Genomic DNA, 23476 nt, shown 5'->3' with positions numbered 1-23476 from the left:
TCAGAGGGGAAATTATTCGCCTTATTCTTGTGTGACATCAAGGGAAACCGGGTCAATGATCGTAACAGATTTGCCTTGCTGATGAGCATATCTGACGGTCTTTCCGGTTCCGCTGGGGCTTCCATCCCAAACCGCGATCAGGACATCCGCATGATCAACCATATAACGGTTGCGCTTGTCCATGCAATCGGGCGTGTAATGGGTTTGAATCAGCGTTTCCTTGTCGCACTTGGACGCAATGTCGAAATACCGATCTCTTAGAGCTTCTGACCACTTTGCGGCTTGGCTTTCGCATGGGATGGCGCTTTCAAGCGTAATTCCCAGATAGGATGCTTTCAGCCCCAGCACGATCTCGGCGGCATACATATCTACACCGATTGCCATTCCGGATATGAAGTGTGTGACGCCTTCATTCTCGATGAGATTGATGATTTGCTCCCTGAGAGCTTTTTTGAGGTCTATGCAGCGTTCGTCTTCCTCATTGAAACCAAACGGGAGATTTTGCGGACGATGCCCGGTAAAAGCACAGGTCTTCATTTTCTTTTTCATCTCCTGACTATGTATTATAGGCAGCTTCTATGTCTCTAATACATAGTATAGCACAGAGATATGAAATATTCTGTCGAAATAAGGGAAGAAAAAAGGCTGCGTGAAAAAATCACACAGCCCATGACGGATTCATCCATTATCTTCCGTTTCCTGCTGGATCAACAGCTCAACCATCTGCAAAATGCGCTTCTGCGCTTGCGGAGACAACGAAGCAAGTTTCTCCGAGAGTTCAGACGATTTATAGCTTGTCGAATGCTCCAGGACGTCACAGAAAATCGCGTCTGCCGAAACCTCAAGCCCATTGAGAAGAATGATCAATTTCTCACAGCGAGGAAACGACATACCACGTTCAACCGTAGAAATATAATTTGCAGTCAGCCCGGTCTTTTCCGCAAGCTCTTCTTGCGAGATTCCGAGACGTTCCCGGCATTGTTTTACTCGTTTACCTATTCGTTTGTCAATCATAGCGGGTACCTACACCTTTTCTATAACGCTCATAACAATTATATGGGTTAGAGGCATAGTTATACAGAAACGCTAATAGCGACACTATGGATTACCGTGTGATTTTCGACGGTATTTACAGAAAAGATACAAAAAAAGAGCCTCTGCCGATACCCAAACCGGGCATCGACAGAGGCTCTTCGTTCATTTTATGGGCATTTGAATAAGTGCCGGAATTGACACTTATTCTCGCTCTATTGCTGGAAGTGTGCGGGGAATATAATCACATAGGGCAGTCAGTTTTCGTCGCTCTGAGGCTTGCAATCACAGGCTTTTTCGACCCCTAACTGTCTACACTGCGATGCCTTGCGGGAGAAGTGCGGACAGGCGATGAGATCGGCACGGAAACTCTGCTTGCAGCTATGGACGCAGCGGACGCAGAAGCGGTTATACTTCCGGCGTCCGCTGTCCCCGATGAAGAACGACCACTCCTGCCGCCATTTCTGACTTCTGCTCACAGCTCAATCTCTCCTTTGTGCTTTTTGGGAGGGCAGCAGTCCTTCTGCTTTTCTGCCTTTGCAGACTTGAGCCTATCCATGATGGAGGACTTCTCGCTGGTTTCGGGGGCTTTGACCTCCGCGGTCTTATCTTCCTTCGGACCGTTGTTGATGATCCCATCAATCATGCCGTAGTCATCCTCCATAGACATCTCCGCTGCCTTGAGGTAGTTTTCCTTCTCAAGAGCTGCCATCCAACTTTCCTTGCTGATACCGAGCATTCCGCCCTTTGCCGCATGATCGGCAATCTCCTTGGCATCTACGCACAAGCCCTCGGTGTTATCGGAATAGAGGCGGTAAATCTCGCAACCCTTCTCTAAAGCCTTCTCAGCCACCTCCTGACCGACGGGAAGAACGCCAGCCCATGCGTAGCCGTAGTCCTTCATATCCTGAACGGAGAGCGCAGGATCGGGCATTTCCGGCACTTCCTTGACCTCAAGGTCGAGAAGGCGGAGCGTGTCATCGTCAAAGCCGTTGTAGACATCATCAAGGACGAGCTTGCCGCGCTCATCGACAATGATACAGGCAGCTTCATCGCCGTAGGTGTCATGCTCCATCAGATAAAAGCTGTGACCGCCGACCTCGTGCTGGTCAATGGTGTGCCACGTCCCGATGTGACCGGCAACCGCCAGACCGGAGGTGTCGGCATTCATCTCAAAGTCCTTCTGCTCGGTAGCTTCCTGCTTCTGCTGCTCCTTCGAGATCATGGGGATCGCAACAATCTTATCGCCCAACTTAACAAACTGCTCCGGAACTTTGAAGAGGTCGGAGAACTTCTGCATTTGCTCTACGGTCAGAGAGCCGAAGCTGTCATCCGTCAAGCCAACTACCATGAATGTTCCGGCAACAACGTCGTAGATGTCACCGTCCTCATCACGCAGAGCGCGGTTCAGGGGCAGACCTTCCAGCTTGCCTTCCTCGTTGCAGACTAACGTCAAGCCCCTTTTCAGCAAACTTGGCGTTGCATAGCTCCGCCCATGTCTGCCGCCAGTATTCCAGCGTTTCGGGACTGCCCCAGTCGGTAGTGGGAACGGCGTTAAACACAAAGTTTCCATCTGCGTCCCGGATACGGTTGCCGTCCTCGTCCAGCTCGTAAACTCGGTGCTGCTTACAGCCCCATTTGCCGTTCTGCTCGATGGGACGGATGGGGCAAAGCACATGAAAATGGGGATTGGGTATGCCGCCGTCCTCTCTGTCTGGCTGGTGTACAGCGAAGTCAACCACCATGCCACGGCTCACAAACTGCTCCAATAAAAATTGCCTTGCAAGAGCGATGTTTTCCTCAAGGGAAAATTCATTCTGCAAAGCAATGTCAAAGCTGTATGCAAGCTGTGCCGTCTTTCCACGCTCGGCTTTTTCCACGGCGTTCCATAGGGTCTGACGGTCTGCGTATTCTTTCGGTGCATGGGACGGCAGGAGAATGTCGGAGCATATCACGCCGCCCTTGCGGGTGTAGTCGCTGTATTCGCCATAATACTCGCTATACAATCGCTCCCCGGCACGGTAGGCGGCAGAAGCAATAGCGGACTGTCCTGCGCTTCGCTTAGTCTGCGTGACGCTCAGATGAAATAGTGCCATCGGCTTTCTGCTCCTTTCCTCTGCTCGCTTGGTTGATGTGGGTAATCGCCATGTGACGGACGGCTCGCTGGACTTCGGGCAGAGAAAAGATGTACTCCATCAGCTCCGTCATTTCGGTGCGTGTGAGATCTTTGAACTCCGGGGCAAGGCTCTCAATCGTGCCGCCCAGATTGCAAAGACGGTGGGTGCGCTTTTGTCTCTCGCCTTTCTCCAGATACTTCTTTCTGTTCTCCAGACGCTCCAGCTTGTGCTGTTCCTGTGCAAGCTGTGTCTCGACCTGTTCCTTTTCGGCTCGGAGCTGTTCAAGGTTTTTCGGTTTTGCCATTTTTCGTGACCTCCTTTTTTGAAAATGGGGATAAAAAAAGACCGTCAACTTTTCGCAGATTGCGACCAGTCAACGGTCAGTTTTTCGGTATTCAGTTGTTGTGTTCAGTTCGGTAAATTGAAGTTGGTCAAAGTTGTTGGCGAAGATATTCCACAACATTTCCATTCGTATCATAGAAACAGATGTTTCCTACATTGAGGGGCAGGACAATGGCGAAAGGCTTGCCACTATCAATATCAATCACCTGAATGCCGTTGCCATCATCTACTTCAAGTCGAACAATATTTTGGGTATTCATTGAGATAAATGCCCTTTCGTTATTTCCCTCAACAACAAACTCTGCAATGTAATCATCAACCTCAACTATATCTCCACCACCACGGAAGAAATATCCAAAAGACAAGCCAGGGCGATTTACATAGACAGAAAAAGTGTGGTCTGTCTTGTCCTGTGGGTAAGAAATAAATGCAGCCATTGTGTCGGAAATGCTTCCATCAACAATCCAATCATCCAAAATTTTTTGAGATTGGCGAATGTCTGCTTCTAAACTGTTTGCGGTTTTACCAATGTCATTGTTTGCATAAAGGAAACCGAAAACCAACACACAAGCCAAAATAACACCCAAGAGGATTATGGGTAATTTCTTTTTCATAGAATCACACTCCTTTATCAAATTAAGATTCTTGATTTTCAAACTTGCTGGCGGCGAACGGTTTGTCAAAACCGTTTGCGGACGGCAAGTCCACAGGGGATAGCCGCTTTAGCGGCGCAAGGGGGTGTAGCCACCTTGACGGAACGAAGTGACGCAACATTCTCGGTCATGCAGTTTTCTTCTGCTGACGGAGAATGAAGCTCCGCAGGGCGCACTACTCTCGACAGAGAGTATAGAAGTGCGCCCTTTAGTTCCTAAAGGGGTTTGCTCCGGCTTAATTTCTCGACAAACTGCAATTAGTCATTTCAGTAAGTATTTTCCGAGTCCTATCTGAATCAAATATAGGACAAGGATATGTGCTGGATAAAAAACATAGAAGAAGTATTTTAGCTTCAGTTTACCACGCTTTCCGTTGTATAGCAGAATAAGCAAGCAGGCAAGAAGCGTACATAAAGGCGGTTGATTCCCCGTTGTCCCCATGTAAGCCAAAAGGAACAGCAACACTTGATAGATTCGGTGATTACGGCAAATATAAAATGCTGATATGAATAAGATCCCCTGCATACCGTAGTCACAATGGATTCCTTCCGCAATGCCGGAAAAAAGCACTACACTGAGAACTTGCAGGACTGCTGATTTTATTCTATCCACCGGTAGGTCTGATTTACACGAAAATCTTTCAAGGCATACCAATGTCAATAAGCCTAAAAACAAGGTGAAAAATACATTTTGATACTTCAAGTAAAACGGAAATGTATCTTCCATTCGTGAATACGCACTAAAGAAACCTATGTCAAATGGAACTTCCGAAATAAGGGCAAATGCAAGCATCAACCCAATATAGCGTTTTTTACTTCTTGTGTGTTGGAATCCTTCTGCCAGCAAAAAACAGAATAGCGGAAAAGCAATCGTCCCAATGCTTTGCAAATCAAACCGTATGAAATAATCTATCTCTCGGAATCTCTCCCACGACATTTGCCCGTTATCTGCCATAGCCCCCCAGTAGTTTGATAGCAGCCATTGCAGCACAATTTTACATAGATGGTCAATAAGCATTGTCAGTACAGCAATAACCTTTAGCGAATTTCCTGAGAGAAATTGAATGCGATTTATTTTCCTATCAAGGCTCATAAAGCAACCTCCTACCAACTTCCAATTCTACGATTTTTCGCATTCAAATTATACCATAAAACTCGTGAACAATTCTATCGCAACTTTGGAATATATGAGAAAAGTCCGAACAGTTTTCTGCCCGGACTTCCTCACTCAATCATAAATCAATTCTGCTTTCACAATCTCCTCTGCCTGTGCCTTGCAAGCGTTCATCTGCCGCACCCATTCCATTTGATTATCGGCTTTCAGTTGCTCAGTCACACCGTTTTGCTCTGCCAGTGACCGCACGATCAGCTCCATGCGGTTTCGTGCCGCTTCGTCAATCTCGGCACAATGTTCAAAGAGCTTGTCGGATAGCACCAGTTCATTGAACAGTATCGGGCGGTGCATTTCCAGATACGCCTTGCGAAGTCTGCCGTAGTGTCCGATGGGCTTGGTCTTGCGGATAACGATGTTCGGGATAAGATAATCGCCGTTCTGTGTGTAAGTGATATTCATGCTGATTGTACTCCTTTCATTGGCTCTCTCTGCGGTAAGCTGCTGACAGGGACGAACACGCCCTTTGCAATGTCCTCTGCACGAATGGCGGCTTTCTTGGCTTCGATTTCTGCCTTTTTCCGCTCCTTGATTTTATCCTCGTATCGCTTCTGCGCTCCGCTGGCTTTACGCTTCAAGTAGTTCTGATGAAGTCTGTCCTTGCGTTCCTCTCGCTTGCGGATTTCTTCTAATTCCTCCGGGGTCAGCTCCACTTCTCCAAACGCCGGGGGAACGAAACGCCCAACAAAATTGAAGTAAATCTCAACCTCCTGTGTGGTCTGTATACTTCCTTTGCGGTCACGCTCATGCACAAGAATTTTCTCGATAAACTCGTTGAGCATGGCAATGGTCAGCTTGTCGAAGTTCTCATACTTACCAATCAGAGCGATAAAACGGTCAGCGTCCTTTTCGTACTTCTCATAGCTCTTGACAGCCTTTTCCAGAACAGAGATTTCAGCGGTAAGCTCGGACTGTTCCTTTTCGTATTGAGCGTCCAGAGTGGCGTATCTGCTGTCGGACAGCTTGCCTAAAATGTTGTCCTCATAGATTTTGCAGAGCAGGACTTCCAGCTCGGAAACTCTCTGCTTTGCTGTGGCAAGGCGTGTCCGCTGTTTCCTGACCTCTGCCGTCTGCTGGCTGGACTGTGCTTCCTGCACCACACGGACAAACTCGGCTCTGTCATGCTTGGCATATTCGGCAATAGCTTTGAGCATTTCGGAAACAAGGGACAGTACCACATCTTCATTGATACGGTGCTGTGTCGTGCAGAGCTTTCCAACTGGGACTTTGCTGTATTGGGAACAGGTATATTGAGAAATACGCTTGCCGTTGTTGGTACGGTGGACATACATCTTGCCGCCGCAATCGGCACAATAAAGCAAGCCTGTGAGGGGAGCTGCTTCGCCCCAGCCGTCCGGGTAGCGTCTGACATTCCCACGGATTTTCTGCACAAGGTCAAAGGTCTGCTGGTCAATAATGGCTTCGTGCGTATTCTCAAAAATCGTCCATTCGTCCTCCGGGACATAATGGCTTTTCTTGTCCTTGAAGTGCTTTCGGGTCTTGAAATTGATGGTGTGTCCCAGATATTCACGCTTTTCAAGAAGGTTGCAGATGGTGGAAGAACCCCAGCCGTACACATCTTTGAAAGTCTTATTCTTGTTCACGCCCTCGCCGTGCTGGGCAAGGTAAGCGGACGGAATGAGAATTTTTTCTTCTTTCAGCTTGCTGGCGATCTGATACGGACCGTAGCCCTCAATCGTCATGGCAAAGATACGCTTGACCACCTCTGCGGCTTCGGGGTCAACCAACCATTGGTCTCTGGCTTCGTTCCAGAGATAGCCGTAAATGACTGTGCCTGTGAGGTGCTTGCCGGACTTGCCTTTGGACTGGAAAGTGGAACGGATTTTACGGCTGGTGTCTCTGGCGTAATACTCGTTCATAATGTTGCGGAAAGGGGTAAAATCATCGTCCCCTCTGGCACTGTCCACGCCGTCATTGATGGCGATAAGGCGAACGCCACGCTGACGCAGGATTTCCATAATCTGACCGACTTTCAGATAGTCACGACCCATGCGACTCATGTCCTTGATGCACAGATACTCCACATTCCCGGCTTCAACCTCTTTCATCATTGCCAAAAATCCGGGACGGTCAAAGCAAGTACCACTAATGCCATCGTCCGTGAAATGGACAATGTTCGTAAAGCCCTGCCGTGCGGCGAACTCCTCCAACATAGCCTTTTGATTGGAAATGGAATTGCTCTCACGCTGTTGGTCATCATCTTTGCCAAAGTCATCACGGCTCAGTCGTTCGTACAGAGCTGTGATTTTCTCGTTTTTTCTCATAACTTGCGCTCCTTTCTTCGGTTTTAGGTTGTGTGTTCTAAGAGACTTCCCAACCGCTTGATTAAGAAGTCTTTTAGAGCATACAACACCAGCCGCCAGCTTGTATTTGCGGTATTGCTTGACCGCAAAGTGGTCAGGGTCGCGGGCTTCCAGCTCATCGAACATGACATCCACTGGGTTCTTGAAGGTCTCATCGTCCTCTCTGGCTTCTGAGGCATTGATCATTTCGAGTAGGGTAGTAAAGTTTTTCTCGTGGTCGGGTGCCTCGTACCAGATGTAGCCGATGAGGGCTGTGTAGTAGAGCTTTTCCGCCTTGACCCAGAAATCTTCGCCGGACTTATCGCCATCTCCCTTCGTGTTGACGATGATCGTATTGACCAACTTGAGGATGTCCTTCTCGCTGCGGATGTAGCTGAAAGGGTTGTAGTGCATGGATTTCCGGAAGTTGATGGTGTTCAGCGACTTAATAACGTAGCCGCCCTTTTCAAGCATTTTGCCGCATTCCACCAGCACGGTTCCTTTCGGATCGGTCACAACGTAGCTGCTGTGCATCTGCATCAGGTTTGGTTTCACGAAAAAGCGCGTCTTGCCTGAGCCGGAACCGCCGATGACAAGGATATTTTTGTTGCGGGCGTATTTCGGCTGCTTCGGGCGGCTGTTCATGGTCAGGAACTCCGTCTGCGTCAAGATGACGTTGTTCGAGAACTCCGGGTCCATGTACGGCTTGATGTCCTCTGGCTTGCCCCATCGTGCAGATCCGTATTCTTCGCCCTGCCGGAACTTCTTGCGGTTTTTGCCCTTGACGTAGACCGCCAGCTTGAGCAACACGCCAGCCGACAGACCAACGAGCAGATCGACGGGATGAAAGCTGGGCAGCGGATTTGCAAAGGCAGTGCCGAACACGGCAAAGCCGTTTGTCAGCTTGTCGATGAACTCCGTGCCGGGGGCGAGACGGAACACAGCGGCGATCTTATCCGCAAAGTAGAAGGCAAAGGCATACGGAAGGTTCAGAAGAATGAGCTTCTTCACATCGGGTTTGTTCACAGCTCCACACCCCGATCCTTGGTCTTGACCTTGACTTTCTCCTTATGCTGCGCCTTGCTTTGGGCTTTCTCCTGATCCAGCTTGTGCCGGATGGACGGCTGTTCCTTCTGCTTGACCGTCTTGGCGGAGAACTCTTTGAAGGCGGCGGTCATGACATCAACGTCCCGTCCCTTGAAGAAGACAAGATAGCTGGGCGGCTCTACGGAAACATCCTTCTTGAGCGCAAAGTCCAAACCGTATTTGCTGGCAGTCCGCTCAAAGGACTTGATGTTGCCGTCCGTTACTTCGATGTTGGAGATGGCGGCGTTCTGGCTCATCAGATGCTTGATGGACTGTTTGCCGCGATAGGTTTTGGGCTGCTGCATCTGCTTCTGCGCCTTCTCAATCTCCTGAACGAACTTGTCCAGAGCCTTTTTCAGCACCTCGGCGGAGATTTTGCCGCCCTTGATCATGATTGCAACAACTTTGGTGTTGACTTCATCCTGCATTGCAGTGATACCTCCTTTCCTTGAGATAATTGAGGGGATGCTGCCTCAGCTAAGGCGGCACACCCTTGAGACAGAAGATTTTCATTCGAGCCATCCTCCTTTCCGCCGAGTTATCTGTATTTTCCGAACAGACTTTGCTTTTCGGAAAAAGCGTCCAGATCGTCAATGATGAAGAGATCGCTGCGCCAACGTCCCGGCCACACTGCAAAGATTTTGCTGATGCCAGCCTGTGCGTTTATGTAGGCAGAACGTTTTTCACCAACCGTGGATAACTGGGTAACGGCTCCGTCAGGCGAGACCTCCATGTAGCAGACCTGACCGCTGCCATACGGGAAGCAACCCGTTTCTTTTGCACTTCTCATGTTTTTCCTTTCCGAGCATTGCTCAAACAGCTTCTTATGCTGCAATCGTATTTATGTGATTATTGGGAAGACTTGTCCTGCCCGTAGAGATCATGGTTGACCAGCGCGGAGTAGTAATTGTCTATCGTAACAGGCGCATTGTAGAGCGCCGTCAGGAGATAGGCTCTGATGTTCCGAATGTCAGATGGGTTCTTTGCCATTGAGTCAATCACATACTCAATGTGGCTGTCATTCAATTTGAGATACCGGGATTTAATCACAGCCACGGGAATATCTTCGCCGTTGATGCGAATTGTCTCTGCGCAGGAGCAAACCACATCCAAGATAATGTCTACAATTTCTTGAAGTCGGTCACGGTCATAGTGATAATTCCGGATCAGGTAGTCGAAGCCGATGTTCTCTTTAATCAGCTCCTCATATTCGCTTCGCTCATCCGTCCCATCCATCCTATCAAGATTGATAGATGGATAGTTCATAGAGTCCGTATTTGATTCTTCTGTAATTTCTTCATTCGTATTTAATAGCGTGGGCTTTACCGTTGACGCATTCCACGGTGACGGATTGTCCGTTGTCGGCTTTTCCGATAACGGTGAACCCGTTGGTGGAGAAGACCGCTGCGGACGCTCATAAACTGTGTACTCACATTTTGCAAATCGACCTCTCTTGTCATAAAGCTGCCGCCTAACAACGTAGCCGTGATCTTCAAGGTTTTTGAGCGCCGCTCTGGTGGAATCCAGTCCATCGGAACTGAGTGTTGCAAGCCCCTTGATTGTGTAGACCCAGCCGTCCGGAAGACTCAAAATCAGCGATAGAAGTCCCTTTGCCTTGAGCGAAATGGATCGGTCTTTCAGGTGGCTGTTGGACATGACTGTGAAACCTTCTGTTTTTTGGGATCGCACGATTGACATTTGGTATCACCGCCCCAGCTTTTCCTTGCGTGTGGAAACCGCAATCGGAGAATGTGGGCAGAACTGAAAGACACAGGATTGATACTTCCAGTGCGGACGATGAAAACGACAGGTACGGCATTCCGGCGTGATGCCCTCGCAGCCGCTATCAAAATGCGAATAGGGCGTTTCCTGCATCAAGGCGTCAAACGCCAGAAGTGGATTTGGAATCATAAGTGTTACCTCCGTTGTGATAAAAAAATAGCCCCGGTATTGTTCCACTCATGCGTGGTACAGTACCGGGGCTATCCTGTTGCGTATTTTGTTATTTGCTGCGACCTCCTTCCGAGATTGCGGTTGCAGCTCACCGCGGTCAAACAGCTTGCGCTCTGAATGCTTGCGAAATCGGACAAAATCAGCGAAACACCAGTGTTTTCAAGGCTTTCTGACCTTGCTCCTATTATAACTTAATCGTCGATCCTGCGCACAATTCCAGTTGCTTTCATATCCATGATTCCTCCCACGGTTACTTGTTCAGACGGAGATAGTATCCGCAGGAATTGCCATCATATGCAGAAATTTGACTGGGGTTGTTTGGAAAACCTCTGAGCGATTTTGATTCCTTGTTCCGTTGTCCGGACGTCATGCATCACCGCACGCGGTTCCCTCTTCCCCTTCCGCAGCCACGGAAATCAGAAACCCTTTTTCATGCAGCGCCTCCTGGATCAGATCCAGCGTGTCCTCGCTGTCCGCCTGGATCAAATGGTAGTGATAGTCCGAGGTCAGATGTTTGAGCGGGCTGGATTTTCCGCTGTGGATTTCCTCCAGAAAGGCGCTGGCTGTCCGGCGAGAGGAGATGAGCAGCGGCGCCCGTACCTGGCCATAGACCTGGTGGTCCACCATCACATTTTTCACCCTTCCCCCCAGATCCACGATGGTGAAAAGCTCCTCCTCGATCTGGGCGTCGGTATGCCGCACCTGAAAGACACGGCTCACCTGCTGCCCTTCATTCAGCCGATACCCCCGGTGGGTCGACAGGATATCATAGCCCGCCGCCCGGATCAGCGCGATATCCTGCACGATCACCTGGCGGCTGACCTGGCACTCCTTGGCCAGCGCGGTCCCCGACACGGGCTTCTCACTCTGTCTGATACGATCCACAATATGCTTTCTGCGCTCCGAACCGGTCATGACCCTTAAATCCTTTCTTCACTTCGCCTCCAGGGGGCGAAGATGCTTCAGAGAGAGATCCAGAATGGGGGCGGAATGGGTCAGCGCGCCGCAGGAGACATAGTCCACACCTAGGTCGGCCAGCGCCCGGAGCTTCTCCAACGTCACATTCCCCGAGCACTCGGTCTTGGCACGGCCCGCGATGCGCCGCAGGGCCTCCCGCATTTCCTCCATGGACATATTGTCCAGCATGATGATGTCCGCACCTGCGACCAGAGCCTCTTCCACCATTTCCAGATTTTCTACTTCTACCTCAATTTTTCGCACAAACGGAGCATAGTCCCTTGCCAGACGCACCGCCTGTGCGATCCCTCCGGCCGCTCCAATGTGGTTGTCCTTCAACAGGACTCCATCAGATAGATTATAGCGGTGATTTTGTCCGCCGCCAACCCTTACGGCATATTTTTCAAAGATCCGCATGTTGGGCGTGGTCTTTCGGGTGTCCAGAAGTTTCGTTTTGCTGCCCCGGAGAGCCTCGGCACAGGCGCGGGTATAGGTGGCGATGCCGCTCATCCGCTGGAGATAGTTGAGGGCCACCCGCTCCCCCGAGAGGAGGGCCCGGATGTCCCCCCGCAGGGTAGCCAGGTGCGTTCCCGCCTCCACCTGCTCCCCGTCCTGGTGGAACCATTCCACCTGTACCTCCGGGTCCAGCAGCTGAAAGACCCGCTCAAACACGGCCAGTCCCGCGATGACGCCCCGCTCTTTACACAAAAGCTCCACCTGTCCGGGCGTCTTCTCCCGGATCACCGCGTTGGTGCTCACATCCTCGCTGGAAATATCCTCCCGCAGTGCCTGGAGCAGCAGCGGATCGATCTGTGTGGTCATGGTAATGGGATTCATGGATCAATTCCTCCTCGTCTGGGCGCACGCTCCGGCAATGGCGGCTGCCGCCCGTTTGGCAAATACAAGGCTCTCCAGCAGGGAGTTGCTGGCCAGCCGGTTTGCGCCGTGTACGCCGTTGCAGCTGGTCTCCCCCACGGCAAACAGCCGCTCCATGGAGGTGCGGCTGTCCCGGTCCACCCAGATCCCGCCCATGAAATAGTGCTGAGCCGGTACTACGGGGATGGGTTCCCGGGTCACGTCATACCCCTGCTCCAGACAGTGCTGGTAGATATTCGGGAAGTGGTGCAGGATGGTCTCCCGGGGGATGGGCTCCATGGAGAGCCAGACAAACTCCGTCCCCTCCCGTGCCATCTCCTCCCGGATGGCCTTTGTCACCACATCCCGGGGGAGCAGCTCGTCTACAAAGCGCTTCCCCTGGTGATTGTAGAGGAGGGCCCCCTCTCCCCGCACCGACTCCGAGATGAGAAAACGCCGTCCGGGCTCCTTGGAATAGAGGGTGGTGGGATGGAACTGGACATAGTCCAGATGCTCTGTGCGGATGCCATACCGGGCAGCCAGATCCAGCGCGTCACCGGTCAGATGGGGAAAGTTGGTGGAGTGGGGATACCGCCCGCCGATCCCACCGGTGGCCAGAATGGTGTATTGGGCCCGGATCTGCATCCTCTCACCGTGCGGTCCCCGGGCCTCGATGCCCCGGCAGATCCCGTCCTCCACCAACAGGTCCGTCATCGTGGTGTAGGGTCGAATCTCCACGTTGGGCTGTTTTCGGACTGCGCGGAGCAGCTTGCTGGTGATCTCCTGTCCGGTGATATCCTTGTGAAAGAGGATACGGGGTTTGGAGTGGGCCCCCTCCCGGGTAAAGGCAAAGTCCTCCCCATCCCGCTCGAACTCCACCCCCAGCCGGACCAGATCCGCAATGATCTCCGGCGACGTGCGCACCATGAGGTCCACCGACTCCATCCGGTTTTCATAGTGTCCCGCCCGCAGGGTGTCCTGGACATAGCTCTCATAGTCCTCCTCCCCGCGCAGCATACAGATCCCGCCCTGAGCCAGAAAGGAGTCGCTGCTCTCTTCCTCCGCTTTTGTGATGAGAAGGACCCGCATCCCCCGGGGCAGGTTCAGCGCGCTGAACAGCCCGGCCACGCCGGTTCCCACCACGATCACATCTGTTTTTTCTTCCATCATCTGCTTCTCCCGTCCTCCGCCGTCACTTGGCCAGGCGGAGCATCTGCTCCAGCGCCCGCCGGGCCATTTCACTCTGCTCCCCGGGAAGGGAAACCGCATTCTTTCCGGTCCGGAGCACCTCCAGCACCTTTTCCAGCGTGACCTGCTTCATATCCCGGCACACCGGGCTTGTGGCGGGAAAATAGAACTTCTTTCCCGGATTGTCTCGCTCCAACCGGTGCCGCACTCCGATCTCCGTGCAGATGATGTACTCCCGCGCCTCGTGTTCGGCGGCATAGCGGATGATCCCGCTGGTACTGCCCACATAGTCCGCATGGGCCAGCAACGCAGCCGGACACTCCGGATGGGCCAGGACCGGCGCCTCCGGGTGGGCTTTCTTGAGATCGAGCACCTCGGAAAGGCGGATCTCCTGGTGGACCGGACAGCAGCCCGGATGGAAGAGAAATTCCTTCTCGGGCACCTGCTCGGCAATAAAATGGGCCAGATTCTGGTCAGGGATCATCAAAATCTTCCGGTTGGGCAGGGCACGCACCACATCCAGGGCGTTGGCCGATGTGACGCACACGTCGGCACAGGCCTTGAGTGCGGCGGTGGAGTTGATATAACACACCACCGCCAGATCCTCCTCCTGCTCCCGGATCTTCCGGATCTCCTCGGGCTGCGCCATGTGGGCCATGGGACAGTCGGCCTCCAGGTCAGGCATCAGTACGGTTTTTTTCTCATTGAGGAGTTTTGCGCTCTCCCCCATAAAGCCCACTCCGCAGAAGACAATGGTCTGCTGCGGCAGGTCGAGGGCCACCTTGCTCAGATAAAAGGAGTCTCCCACATAGTCTGCAATCTCCTGCACCTCCGGGGCCACATAGTAATGGGCCAGGATGACTGCATCCCGCTCCCGTTTCCAATCCTGGATCTGCTGCTCAATCGTCATGTAACGTTTCCTCTTTCCACACCGATATTTCCCACTGCTCAGCGGAACATGTTCTGTTATTGTAGCATATGTCTTGTCACATGACAACTTATTTATTTGACACAGACTTCCATCTCCAGCCCTTTCGTTTGGGTCAGACCATATTCACGCATGGGGAAAAGCGCAAATATACGCCCTGTTTTTCAACTTATTTTGACTTTTTGCATTGCAGCAGCCGTTCTCGGGGACTAAAATAAAATTTGACAGCTGTCCGCCGCAGGTTTCCCGTTCCGGCGGACGCAGTACAGAGAGAATGAGAAGGAGTCCTGCACTATGACGCACCACGTACGTATCGGTACCCTCGCTTTGGCCGGGATGTTGGCCTGCTCCGCCGCAGCGCCTGCCCTGGCGGCAGAATATGCGGATCTGAGCTGGGACCACTGGGCCTATTCCACCTTGCAGCAGGCCGCAAGCCTCGGCATTCTTCAGGGAGTGGGAGGAAACCGGATGGAGCCCGCCGCCACCATGAGCTGGGGCCAGTTCCTGTCGATCTCCGCCCGCTCCTTTGCTCCCCAGGCCTACCAGGAGGCACTGGCAGATGGGCAGGCCTGGGACATGGCCGGATATACGGCTGCTCTGGAGAGCGGCATGCTCTCCCTGGAGGACGCACTCCCGGTCACCCCCGCCTCGCTCAACGCCCCCATTTCCCGCCAGGATGCCGCTGTGATCCTGTACCGTGCCCTGCCCGAGTCGGTCCGCGGCAGCTTCAGTACGTTTGCCCCGGATCCCACCCTCTTTACCGACTGGTCTTACATGGACGATCTCCACCAGGAAGCTGTAGGCGGTCTGGTCCGCTGCGGCGTGGTGCGCGGAAAGAGTGACGGCTCCTTCGGCTTTCAGGATACCATTCAGCGCTGCGACGGCGCTACACTGCTGATGAATACGCTGAATCTGGTGGATCAGGCCCGCTGGGGTGAGGAACAGGATATCACCATCCGTTACCTCAATGCGGAGACCGGAGAGGAACTGCTCCCCCAGCAGCAGTTTACCTCTTCCGTGGGGGATTATCTCAGCCGCTTTGAGCAGGACCTGAGTGCGCAGCACTATACCTTCTCCGGTTTCGACCAGGTCTACCAGGTCAGCTCGGCCTGTTCCACCTATACGCTGGAATACCGCCCCATGACCCAATCGGAGATCGCGCAGGCGGAATTCTGGGCCAAGGTGGAGCGTGGAGAGGCCAACGCAGACGATTTCTGGACCCAGGACTTCTGGCTGGTGGAGCAGGGGGAAAACACCGCTAAACTCCAGCTGCTCTTTGGGGATCCCGGAAAGCGCCGCTTTGTCAATAAAGAAGAGGCCCAGGCAAACATGGTCACAATCACAGTTCCGGTCTGGCGTCTCTCCGGCTCCGGAAAAAAGGCGTCCACCGCTTCCTTCCAGGTACATGCTGCCCTGGCCCAGGATGTAACGGAAATCTTTACTGAGATCTATCAGGACCCGGAACAGTTCCCCATTCAGGATCTGGGCGGCTATTCCTGGCGCGGCGATTCGGCCACCGGCGAGCATAACTGCGGCACCGCCATCGACATTAATTCCGACAACAACTACCAGGTCCGGGACGGTGTCGCCCTGGCGGGCAGCCGCTGGCAGCCGGGCCAGAACCCCTACTCCATCTCCCCGGACAGCTCGGTGGTCCGCATTTTCAAAGCTCACGGCTGGAGCTGGGGCGGTGACGCCTGGGCATACAGCACCAATCCCGCCGAGGGGTATCACGACTATATGCACTTCTCCTATATGGGCGGCTGATTCCTCCCTGCACAGCAATATAAAAAACCGGCGTGCCAGACTGAGTCTGGCACGCCGGTTTGGCATCTAGATTCTATTTTTTATCTCTGGGCATCCACGATCACGGCGCTGAAGCGCATCAGCATGGCCGCCACTTCCGCGCGGCTGGCCAGGTCGCCGGGACGGATCTCGCCTCCATTTCCCAGCAGGATGCCATTGGAAGCGGCCCACTCCATGGCCTCACCCGCCCAGGAGGAGATGCTCTCCCGGTCGGCAAAGTTCTCTGTGCCGCTCCCAGTGCCCATGGCTCCGGCTCCATGCTGCTGCGCATAGCGGTAGAGCATCGCCGCAAGGGCCTCTCGGGTGACCGGCTCCTCCGGCGCAAACCGTCCGCCGCCGGTGCCGCTGGTGATGCCCATCTGAGCCGCCCACTGTACGCCAGGGGCAAACCAGCTTCCCTCAGGTACATCGGTAAAGGTGGGGCCTTCTGTGCACTCCGGCGCCCCCTCCATGCGATACAGGACAGATGCCACCATCGAGCGGGTCATTGCCCCCTCGGGTGCAAAGCGCCCTGCGCCGATACCGGAAAACAGCCCTCTGGCCGAGACAAACTGCACGCCATCCTGGTACCAGGCCTGTGCCGCCACATCGGAGTAGGTGACACTCCGCTCCTCCAGCGTGATCTGGCAGGACTGAGACACACGTACCCGCATGCCCTCTTCCACGGCAACCGCCCAGGGAAGGACCGCCGTCGTCCCGTCACTCTTGTGCATCACCGCCACAGTCGAGGACTTCACCTTGGCCGGCAGGGTCAGCACTGCCGTGTCCGCCTCGGCCGGAAGGGTAATCTGGGCCGAAACCGCGCCGTTTGCATCGGTGTTCACCAGGGCAGTCGCACCGCTGACCGGATCGGTCACCGTGGTCTGGGTGGGCGGGACGGATTCCACCGGCGGCTCTGGCGTCACACCGCCGGCTCCACCGCCGCCGCCTGCACCACCAGTGCCGCCACCGGTATTGCCGCCGGACTCACCTCCCCCGGTGCCACCGCCCGGCTGACTTCCTCCGTCGATGGTGGGCACCGCAGCCATATCCTGCTGCGCCTGCTTCTGGGCCGACTCCACGTCTGCCGCCGAATTTCCGGCCTCGATGGCCAGGCGTCCGGCATTCAGAATCTTCTCCAGCTTGGCCTGATTCTCGGCAGTATAGCGGGTCAGGTCATAGCTCTGATACGCCATGTGCAGCTGTGTGAGAGCCTGCTGCTTCTGCTGAGCCAGGTCCCGGCGCTCCTCCAGAGCCTGCATCATTGTGCGGCTCAGGTGGAGGAGATAGGTATCCGCACCCGTGCAGGCATCCGCATAGGAACCATACCACTCCGAGGTCACCTCTGACAAGGGCCGCTCCGACAACCCGTTCAGGGTTCCGACCCAGGCTGCGGCATCGGCCAGCTGGGAGAGGCTGCGCAGGGTCTTATCGACCGCCTCATTGGCCAGTGCGGCCACCTGCTCCTGATCCGCCGTCTCCGCCAGGTCGGAGTGCTCCACTACAAACGCAGCATCAATCCCTTTCAGGGCCTCCTGCGCCAGGCCATAGAGCCGCTCAGCGGTAGCTTCGTCCACTGCATGGTTGTTCATGGCATCCAAAGCGTCCCGGTGCTCGCTCCGCCAGGCTGCAACGATGGCATTCACGCGCATTTCCCTGGTCTCAACGGCTTCCATATTCTCCGTGGCCCGGGTAAAGATCCCCTCCAGCTCCTCTTCCTCTGCGGTGGAGAGCTCCTTCCATGCAGTTCCATAGTAGCCGGTCAGGGCATTCCAATCCTGTACGGTGTAGTCCTCTGCGCTGTAATGGGCAAACGCGGCATCCAGGTCGTCCAAATACGCATTGTTCCGCTTTTCTCTCCACACCGCGTAAAGCGTGATCTTCTCCCCCTGCTCCGAGGCCAGATTCCGAACGGCGCTCTGATCCAGATAGCGCACACTGCCGCCCTTCTCTGTGGCCCAACCGGCAAAGATCTTATCATCCGGGCCAGTCATGGTGCATTCAGGGAGATTCTTACTCTGATCGTACCGATAGCTCTCCTCTGCCATCTCACCCTGCCCGCCATTGGCATCAAAGGCCACCGTGTACTGGATGGGCTCCCACTGGGCATACAGGGTCACCCGCTGCCCCTGGTACTTCCCCGCCAGGTTGAGCACTTCGCTTTCGTCGTCGTAAAAAGCGTCGTCTCCGAAGACATTTTTCCAGCCCTGGAACGCATAGCCCGTCCGGCGGAAGGTATTCTTCTCCAGAGTCAGCTTCTGATCCCATACGCCGCTCTGTTCCGGCATGGAACCACTGCCGCCATTGGAGTTAAAACGAATCGTGTAGTCATTGGGGAGCCATTTGGCATACAGGGTCTGTCCGTTTGCCGTGATCGGTCCAGTGACCGGAATGTGATACTCTGCATCCTCATACCACTCGACCCGCTCATATCCCACTTTGGGATCTTGCTCGGCATAGACATCCGGGTCCACCACCAGGTCCGCCTTGACCGGAAGGGTCAGCGTATCCAGCTGATTGTTGCGGGCCACAAAGCCGCTGCCGATCGGGCTGAGATTGGTGTTGGCGCTCAGATCAATGTGGGTGAGCAGATTGTGGTCCAGGTGGACAAATTCCAGCGCCGTCAGCTTGGAGAGATCAATGCTGCTCAACCGGTTATCAAAGGTCTCAATGAACTTCAGGCTGGTGTTGGTGGAGAAATCCACCTCCGGCAGGTCGTTGCTCCGGCAATAGATGATCTCCAGCGCCGTACAGCCTGTCAGATTCAGGCTCTTCATATGGTTGCTCTCACAGTTGAGGGAAATCAGGTTATCCAGGCCGGATACATCCAATGCCGCAATCTGGTTGAATCTGCACTGAAGATGGCGCAGCGCACGGTTCTGCTTTACGTCCAGCTCCTTCAGCCGGTTATTCTCGCAGGAGAGCTGTTCCAGGGCAGAAAACTGTTCGATTCCCTCCAGAGTCTGGATTCCCTTCCCGGAGACGTCGATGCTCTTGATCTCAGCCAGCTCTGCGGCGGAAAAATACCCGTCGCTGCCAAATCCATTCAGATTGTTCCGGTCGGTCAGCCAGCTCCGGAACGCTGCATCGGGGAAGGTTTCTTCCGAAATGGCCACTCCGCTCTCCTCGAGAGCGGCAGCTCTTGCGCTCCATCCGGGCAGCATCAGCGGAAGCGTCAGTGCCAGGGACAGCAGTGCCGCTGCACCGCGCATACGGATTTGCTTCATTTGCTCCACTCCTGTTCTTTCTTCATTGAAAAAATTTTTGTTTGTGTCCAAAAAAATCTATTTTGCTGTTGATGCATTATATCAGAGGTGCTCCCGCTTTACAAGGTAAAATAGTTATATTTTTATCAGATAATGTTATCCAGTTTTCTATTTTGTTACCAATTGGCCGTGGTTTTTGCTTCATCCTCCCAGTTGAAGGATATCGGAAGCGCGCACAGCCATACAACAACAAGAGAGAGCACTTCACCGAAGCGAAGGCTCTCTCTATGGGAATATACCATATATGATCCGTTATCGGCTCAATGCGCTCAGTGCAGACAGCGTCTGTTCGATCTCCTCTTCCGTATTGAAGGGGCCCATGCTGGCTCGCAGACTCCCCTGGGGGAAGCTCCCCACGGTCCGGTGTGCCAGCGGCGCGCAGTGGAGCCCCGCCCGCATACAGATCCCATACTCCCGGTCCAGCCGGAAAGCGGCCTGGGCACAGTCCATCCCCCGCAGGTTGAAGGACACCACCGCCGTCTGCCGTCGAGTGTTGCCCGCACCGTAGATCTCAATACCGGGGATGGCACGCAGACCAGACAGGAACTGCTCACACAGGGCCTGTTCATGGCGGCGGATAGACTCCAGTCCCCGCTCCTCCAGGTATTCCAGCCCGGCCCCCAGAGAGGCGATCCCCACCGTATTGAGGGTCCCGCTCTCGTACCGGTCAGGCAAAAGATCGGGCTGTTCCAGATACTCCGAAAAGCTGCCGGTCCCTCCCTGCTTGAGGGGCTCGGGACGGACATTGGGCCCCAGACAGAGCAGCCCAGTCCCGGGCAGGGCCAGCAGTCCCTTGTGGCCGGGGCAGGCCAGCAGGTCGATTCCCATGGCCTCCATATCCAGCTCACACACACCGGCCGACTGGGAGGCATCCACCAGAAACGGAATCCCCCGGGCCCGGCAGAGGGCCCCGATCTCCTCCACAGGCATCTGCGTCCCTGTCACATTGGAGACATGAGTACACACCACCAGACAGGTCTCGGGCTCCAGCGCCTCAGCGACCTGAGCGGCCGTCACCACTCCGGAACCTGGATCACCCTGTACCAGCGTGTGGCGCACGCCCCGCCCTTCCAGCGCCCGGAGCGGGCGCAGCACCGAGTTGTGCTCCATGGTGGTGGATACGATATGTCCGCCGGGGTGGGCCATCCCCTGGATAGCCAGATTGAGGGCGTCGGTGGCATTGGATGTAAAGACCACCCGTTCCGCCTCTCCCACGTGGAAGAAGGCGGATACCTGTTCCCGCACGGCATAGACCATGCGCCCGGCCTCCAGGGCCGGCGCGTGGCCGCCCCGGCCGGGGTTGGCCGTCTCCCGCATGGCCTGCTCCGCCCGCTGATAGACCAGCTCCGGCTTCTGGCGGCTGGTGGCGGCGGTGTCCAGGTAGATCATGCCCCCGCCTCCTTCCGGCCCAGGCAGGTGAGCTCCTCCCCTTCCTGACGGTATAGCGCACAGGGAACGGTCATCTCCTCAAAAAAGGCCTGCGCCTCCCGCTCTGCCTCTGTGCCCTCAAAGCACAGGGAGAGGGAGCAGCTGCCTCCCACGCCCCTGGGCGTCGGGACCAGGGAGGCCGCCAGGCCCTGTTTTTTGGCCTGGGCCTCTCCCTTCATGCTGTGGGTAGTGGTATAAAAGGACAGAAAGATCATGCCTCCCGCCCCCGCTTTCCCCGGGCGATCAGGGCGGCCCCCAGAGCACCGGCGTAGCGGCCCATGGGATCGGTGTAAACTGTGGTGCCCAGACGCTGGGACAGCCGCTGGACCAGATAGGCGCTGTCGCACAGTCCACCGGTGAGGAGCACATCGCCTTGGATGGTGTGCCGGGCACACAGCCCCGCCACCTTGCTCACGACGGAGTCCACCACGCCGGCGGCAATGTCCTCCCGGCGCTCACCCGCACCGATGTGACTGATAACCTCGCTCTCAGCAAACACCGTGCACATGGAGCTGATGGCCAGCGGCTCTCCCTGCTCGGCCAGGGCGAAGAGCTCCGGCAGATCCACGCCCAGGCGGTTGGCCATGATCTCCAGGAATTTACCGGTCCCCGCCGAGCACTTGTCATTCATCAAAAAGCTGGAGGCCATGCCCCCCTCCACGGTGATCACCTTGGTGTCCTGTCCGCCGATGTCCACCACCGTGCAGTCCCGTCCCAGCAGAGCGAAGCCGCCCTTGCCGTGACAGGTGATCTCGGTGACCGTCTTGGCGGCATAGTCCACCGATACCCGGCCGTATCCCGTGGCCACGACCCGCATATCCTCATCCACGGGACGCCCCTGGGACGCCAGGCGCTGGGCCACACCGGCGGCCGTTTCCTTGCTGCTCCACCCGGTGGGCAGGACAAAGGCATCCACCATCCGCGCCTCGTCCAGCACCACCACTTTGGAAGCGGTGGAGCCAATATCAATTCCGGTAAAATAACTCATTTTTCGATCGTCTCCAGGAACGCCGCCAGGCGGGTATTGATCTGTCCCTTATCGGACTGGGAGTAGTCGGTCTCAATGTTCAGGTAGGGCAGGCCCTTCTCCTGGGTCACAAAGCGCTTGATGAAGTAGGACTCCACATCATAGGTGTGGCAGGACTGGAGGATGATCTCCAGCACGCCGTCGATGGCGTACTCGTCGATCATTTCACCAATATACCCTCTCCGGCTGTCGTTGGGGCTCATGACAGAGCAGTTGATGTTGAGATACTTCCGGGCCAGGGCCTCGTAGACGTCCGGATTGCTCTCATCCACCTTTTCCACCTTTTCCCGGGTGCCGCTACAAGTGTCGAAGGCCACTACATCGGCCCCCATCTCCTCCACGGTGCGGATGATCTTCTCCCGCACGCCCGCGTTGGGGCAGCCCGTCAGCAGGAGGCGGGGACGGTCGCTCTGCTTTCCCTTGTAATTGGCCTCCCAATCGGCGATCACCTGGGCGGTACGGGCCTCCACATTCTTGCAGCGCTCCTCCAGATCAAAAGAGAAGCTCCCCACGTCGATCTGGGTGCCCATCTCGTATCCGCTGATGGGAGCGGGATTGAGCTTGCCCAGCTCCAGATAGCGGAGCATCACATCTCGCTCCCGGTTCTTGCGGCGGATGGCCGCCCGGATGTCCTCCTCCGTAATGGTGATCCCATAGAAGTCCTCCAGCTTTTTCTGGAAGGCGATGATCTGTTCTTTCCAGAAGGCCAGCGCAGCCGCATCCCGGCTGTGGGGCAGCTGCATCACATAGGTCTCCTTGATCTCGCCCAGCAGCTCGAACATCTTCTTTTTTCCGTCACAGGTGGTCTCAGCCACCACCAGATCGGAGAAATAGAAGTAGGGGCAGGTATCCGTGAGGGCAAAGCCATAGCTGGCCTTGATGAGCGGGCACAGATTGCGGGGCAGGTTTGCCTCGGCGGCCGCGATAGGCTCCTCACTGGAGGCGCACAGTCCCACCGGGATGGCGCCGGCCGCATAGACCAGCTCAATGGGCACATAGGAGCAGAACAGGCCAATCACCCGGGCCCCCGACTCTTTCAGCTGCTTCATTCGCAAAAATCCGGCCTGGCGGGCCTCCTGATAGCTCTCAAATCCGGCGGGCAGGCGAAGCGCATTCTTCTCCATACAGAACATCCTTTCCCAAATAGACGGCAATCCCGGGCCGCACGGAACGGTTCGCTCTTTCCCGCGTTGGCCCGGTTCTTTTCTCCAAAATTAACCTCATCGTAGCAAAGCCTCTCCCGAAAGTCCAATTGCTTCTTTCGATGATGACCAATGCTCTTTATCGAGAAAGTATATAAAGCATCCTGGTCTCCCTCTGCAAAACTCTTTTCCAGTCTATGCGTCCCTCCGCCGCGGTGTCCCCCATCAAAAATACCCCCGGACG

The 23476-nt window shown here is 55.0% G+C and carries 23 protein-coding genes and 1 pseudogene; 1 reads left to right on the top strand and 23 read right to left on the bottom strand.

Annotated features, from left to right (window positions below):
- Positions 1 to 21: 21 nt before the first annotated feature.
- The 18 genes and pseudogenes from GPK94_RS13135 to nadA form a co-directional block, all read right to left on the bottom strand.
- Positions 22 to 537, bottom strand: a complete 516-nt coding sequence (locus GPK94_RS13135) for an SLOG family protein (protein WP_252192638.1) — start codon at positions 535 to 537, stop codon at positions 22 to 24.
- Between the two features lie 141 nt (positions 538 to 678).
- Positions 679 to 1014, bottom strand: coding sequence for a helix-turn-helix transcriptional regulator (locus tag GPK94_RS13130; RefSeq protein ID WP_215656031.1), 336 nt, complete (start codon positions 1012 to 1014; stop codon positions 679 to 681).
- Positions 1015 to 1289: 275 nt separating this feature from the next.
- Complete coding sequence (locus GPK94_RS13125; protein WP_215656030.1) at positions 1290 to 1511, bottom strand: hypothetical protein; 222 nt, start codon at positions 1509 to 1511, stop codon at positions 1290 to 1292.
- Positions 1508 to 2488: a DUF4316 domain-containing protein gene (locus GPK94_RS13120; RefSeq protein WP_252192637.1), complete on the bottom strand. Its 981-nt coding sequence runs from the start codon at positions 2486 to 2488 to the stop codon at positions 1508 to 1510. Before GPK94_RS13120 ends, GPK94_RS13125 begins: the two co-directional genes overlap by 4 nt.
- A pseudogene (mobQ, locus tag GPK94_RS13115) lies at positions 2481 to 3128 on the bottom strand (MobQ family relaxase); the annotation flags it as partial. The pseudogene mobQ and the gene GPK94_RS13120, both read right to left, overlap by 8 nt.
- Positions 3094 to 3453 (bottom strand): DUF3847 domain-containing protein, encoded by a 360-nt coding sequence (locus GPK94_RS13110; protein WP_055191773.1) that lies wholly within the window; start codon positions 3451 to 3453, stop codon positions 3094 to 3096. The gene GPK94_RS13110 and the pseudogene mobQ, both read right to left, overlap by 35 nt.
- Positions 3454 to 3580: 127 nt before the next feature.
- The gene (locus tag GPK94_RS13105; protein WP_015516227.1) at positions 3581 to 4105 is read right to left on the bottom strand and encodes a hypothetical protein; all 525 of its coding nucleotides are present in this window, start codon (positions 4103 to 4105) and stop codon (positions 3581 to 3583) included.
- A 300-nt stretch (positions 4106 to 4405) separates the two neighbouring features.
- The gene (locus tag GPK94_RS13100) at positions 4406 to 5236 is read right to left on the bottom strand and encodes a TraX family protein (RefSeq protein WP_025483373.1); all 831 of its coding nucleotides are present in this window, start codon (positions 5234 to 5236) and stop codon (positions 4406 to 4408) included.
- Between the two features lie 135 nt (positions 5237 to 5371).
- Positions 5372 to 5716 (bottom strand): TnpV protein, encoded by a 345-nt coding sequence (locus GPK94_RS13095; RefSeq protein WP_033119194.1) that lies wholly within the window; start codon positions 5714 to 5716, stop codon positions 5372 to 5374.
- Positions 5713 to 8643, bottom strand: coding sequence for a DUF4368 domain-containing protein (locus GPK94_RS13090; RefSeq protein ID WP_215656029.1), 2931 nt, complete (start codon positions 8641 to 8643; stop codon positions 5713 to 5715). The genes GPK94_RS13095 and GPK94_RS13090 overlap by 4 nt, the downstream gene beginning before the upstream one ends.
- Positions 8640 to 9131, bottom strand: coding sequence for a PcfB family protein (locus GPK94_RS13085; protein WP_005934796.1), 492 nt, complete (start codon positions 9129 to 9131; stop codon positions 8640 to 8642). Before GPK94_RS13085 ends, GPK94_RS13090 begins: the two co-directional genes overlap by 4 nt.
- Positions 9132 to 9241: 110 nt before the next feature.
- The gene (locus GPK94_RS13080; protein WP_119191365.1) at positions 9242 to 9493 is read right to left on the bottom strand and encodes a hypothetical protein; all 252 of its coding nucleotides are present in this window, start codon (positions 9491 to 9493) and stop codon (positions 9242 to 9244) included.
- Between the two features lie 59 nt (positions 9494 to 9552).
- Positions 9553 to 10359, bottom strand: coding sequence for a DUF6017 domain-containing protein (locus GPK94_RS13075; RefSeq protein WP_252192636.1), 807 nt, complete (start codon positions 10357 to 10359; stop codon positions 9553 to 9555).
- A 48-nt stretch (positions 10360 to 10407) separates the two neighbouring features.
- Positions 10408 to 10614 carry a hypothetical protein gene (locus tag GPK94_RS13070; protein WP_215656028.1) on the bottom strand — a complete coding sequence of 69 codons (207 nt, stop codon included), beginning with the start codon at positions 10612 to 10614 and terminating at the stop codon, positions 10408 to 10410.
- Between the two features lie 408 nt (positions 10615 to 11022).
- Positions 11023 to 11571, bottom strand: a complete 549-nt coding sequence (locus GPK94_RS13065; protein ID WP_193537739.1) for a transcription repressor NadR — start codon at positions 11569 to 11571, stop codon at positions 11023 to 11025.
- 18 nt (positions 11572 to 11589) lie between these two features.
- Positions 11590 to 12450 carry a carboxylating nicotinate-nucleotide diphosphorylase gene (gene nadC / locus GPK94_RS13060; RefSeq protein ID WP_215656027.1) on the bottom strand — a complete coding sequence of 287 codons (861 nt, stop codon included), beginning with the start codon at positions 12448 to 12450 and terminating at the stop codon, positions 11590 to 11592.
- A gap of 3 nt (positions 12451 to 12453) precedes the next feature.
- Positions 12454 to 13635: an L-aspartate oxidase gene (locus tag GPK94_RS13055; RefSeq protein ID WP_215656026.1), complete on the bottom strand. Its 1182-nt coding sequence runs from the start codon at positions 13633 to 13635 to the stop codon at positions 12454 to 12456.
- 25 nt (positions 13636 to 13660) lie between these two features.
- Positions 13661 to 14566 carry a quinolinate synthase NadA gene (gene nadA, locus GPK94_RS13050; protein WP_101691343.1) on the bottom strand — a complete coding sequence of 302 codons (906 nt, stop codon included), beginning with the start codon at positions 14564 to 14566 and terminating at the stop codon, positions 13661 to 13663.
- A gap of 312 nt (positions 14567 to 14878) precedes the next feature.
- On the opposite strand from nadA, the gene GPK94_RS13045 reads away from it, so the two are divergent.
- Positions 14879 to 16351: a M15 family metallopeptidase gene (locus tag GPK94_RS13045; RefSeq protein WP_215656025.1), complete on the top strand. Its 1473-nt coding sequence runs from the start codon at positions 14879 to 14881 to the stop codon at positions 16349 to 16351.
- A gap of 80 nt (positions 16352 to 16431) precedes the next feature.
- On the opposite strand, the gene GPK94_RS13040 is transcribed toward GPK94_RS13045, so the two are convergent.
- From GPK94_RS13040 to GPK94_RS13020, 5 genes are all read right to left on the bottom strand, one after another.
- Positions 16432 to 19596, bottom strand: coding sequence for an S-layer homology domain-containing protein (locus GPK94_RS13040; RefSeq protein WP_215656024.1), 3165 nt, complete (start codon positions 19594 to 19596; stop codon positions 16432 to 16434).
- A 291-nt stretch (positions 19597 to 19887) separates the two neighbouring features.
- Positions 19888 to 21024, bottom strand: coding sequence for an aminotransferase class V-fold PLP-dependent enzyme (locus GPK94_RS13035; protein WP_215656023.1), 1137 nt, complete (start codon positions 21022 to 21024; stop codon positions 19888 to 19890).
- Positions 21021 to 21278, bottom strand: coding sequence for a DUF3343 domain-containing protein (locus GPK94_RS13030; protein ID WP_215656022.1), 258 nt, complete (start codon positions 21276 to 21278; stop codon positions 21021 to 21023). The genes GPK94_RS13035 and GPK94_RS13030 overlap by 4 nt, the downstream gene beginning before the upstream one ends.
- Positions 21275 to 22051, bottom strand: coding sequence for an acyl-CoA dehydratase activase (locus GPK94_RS13025; RefSeq protein ID WP_215656021.1), 777 nt, complete (start codon positions 22049 to 22051; stop codon positions 21275 to 21277). The genes GPK94_RS13030 and GPK94_RS13025 overlap by 4 nt, the downstream gene beginning before the upstream one ends.
- Positions 22048 to 23214: a double-cubane-cluster-containing anaerobic reductase gene (locus GPK94_RS13020; protein ID WP_215656020.1), complete on the bottom strand. Its 1167-nt coding sequence runs from the start codon at positions 23212 to 23214 to the stop codon at positions 22048 to 22050. The genes GPK94_RS13025 and GPK94_RS13020 overlap by 4 nt, the downstream gene beginning before the upstream one ends.
- Positions 23215 to 23476 lie beyond the last annotated feature (262 nt).

The sequence above is a fragment of the Pseudoflavonifractor sp. MCC625 genome (assembly GCF_018784545.1).
In the GTDB taxonomy this organism is placed as follows: Bacteria; Bacillota; Clostridia; order Oscillospirales; family Oscillospiraceae; genus Pseudoflavonifractor_A; species Pseudoflavonifractor_A gallinarum.
This window is presented reverse-complemented; position numbering and strand designations above follow the sequence as displayed.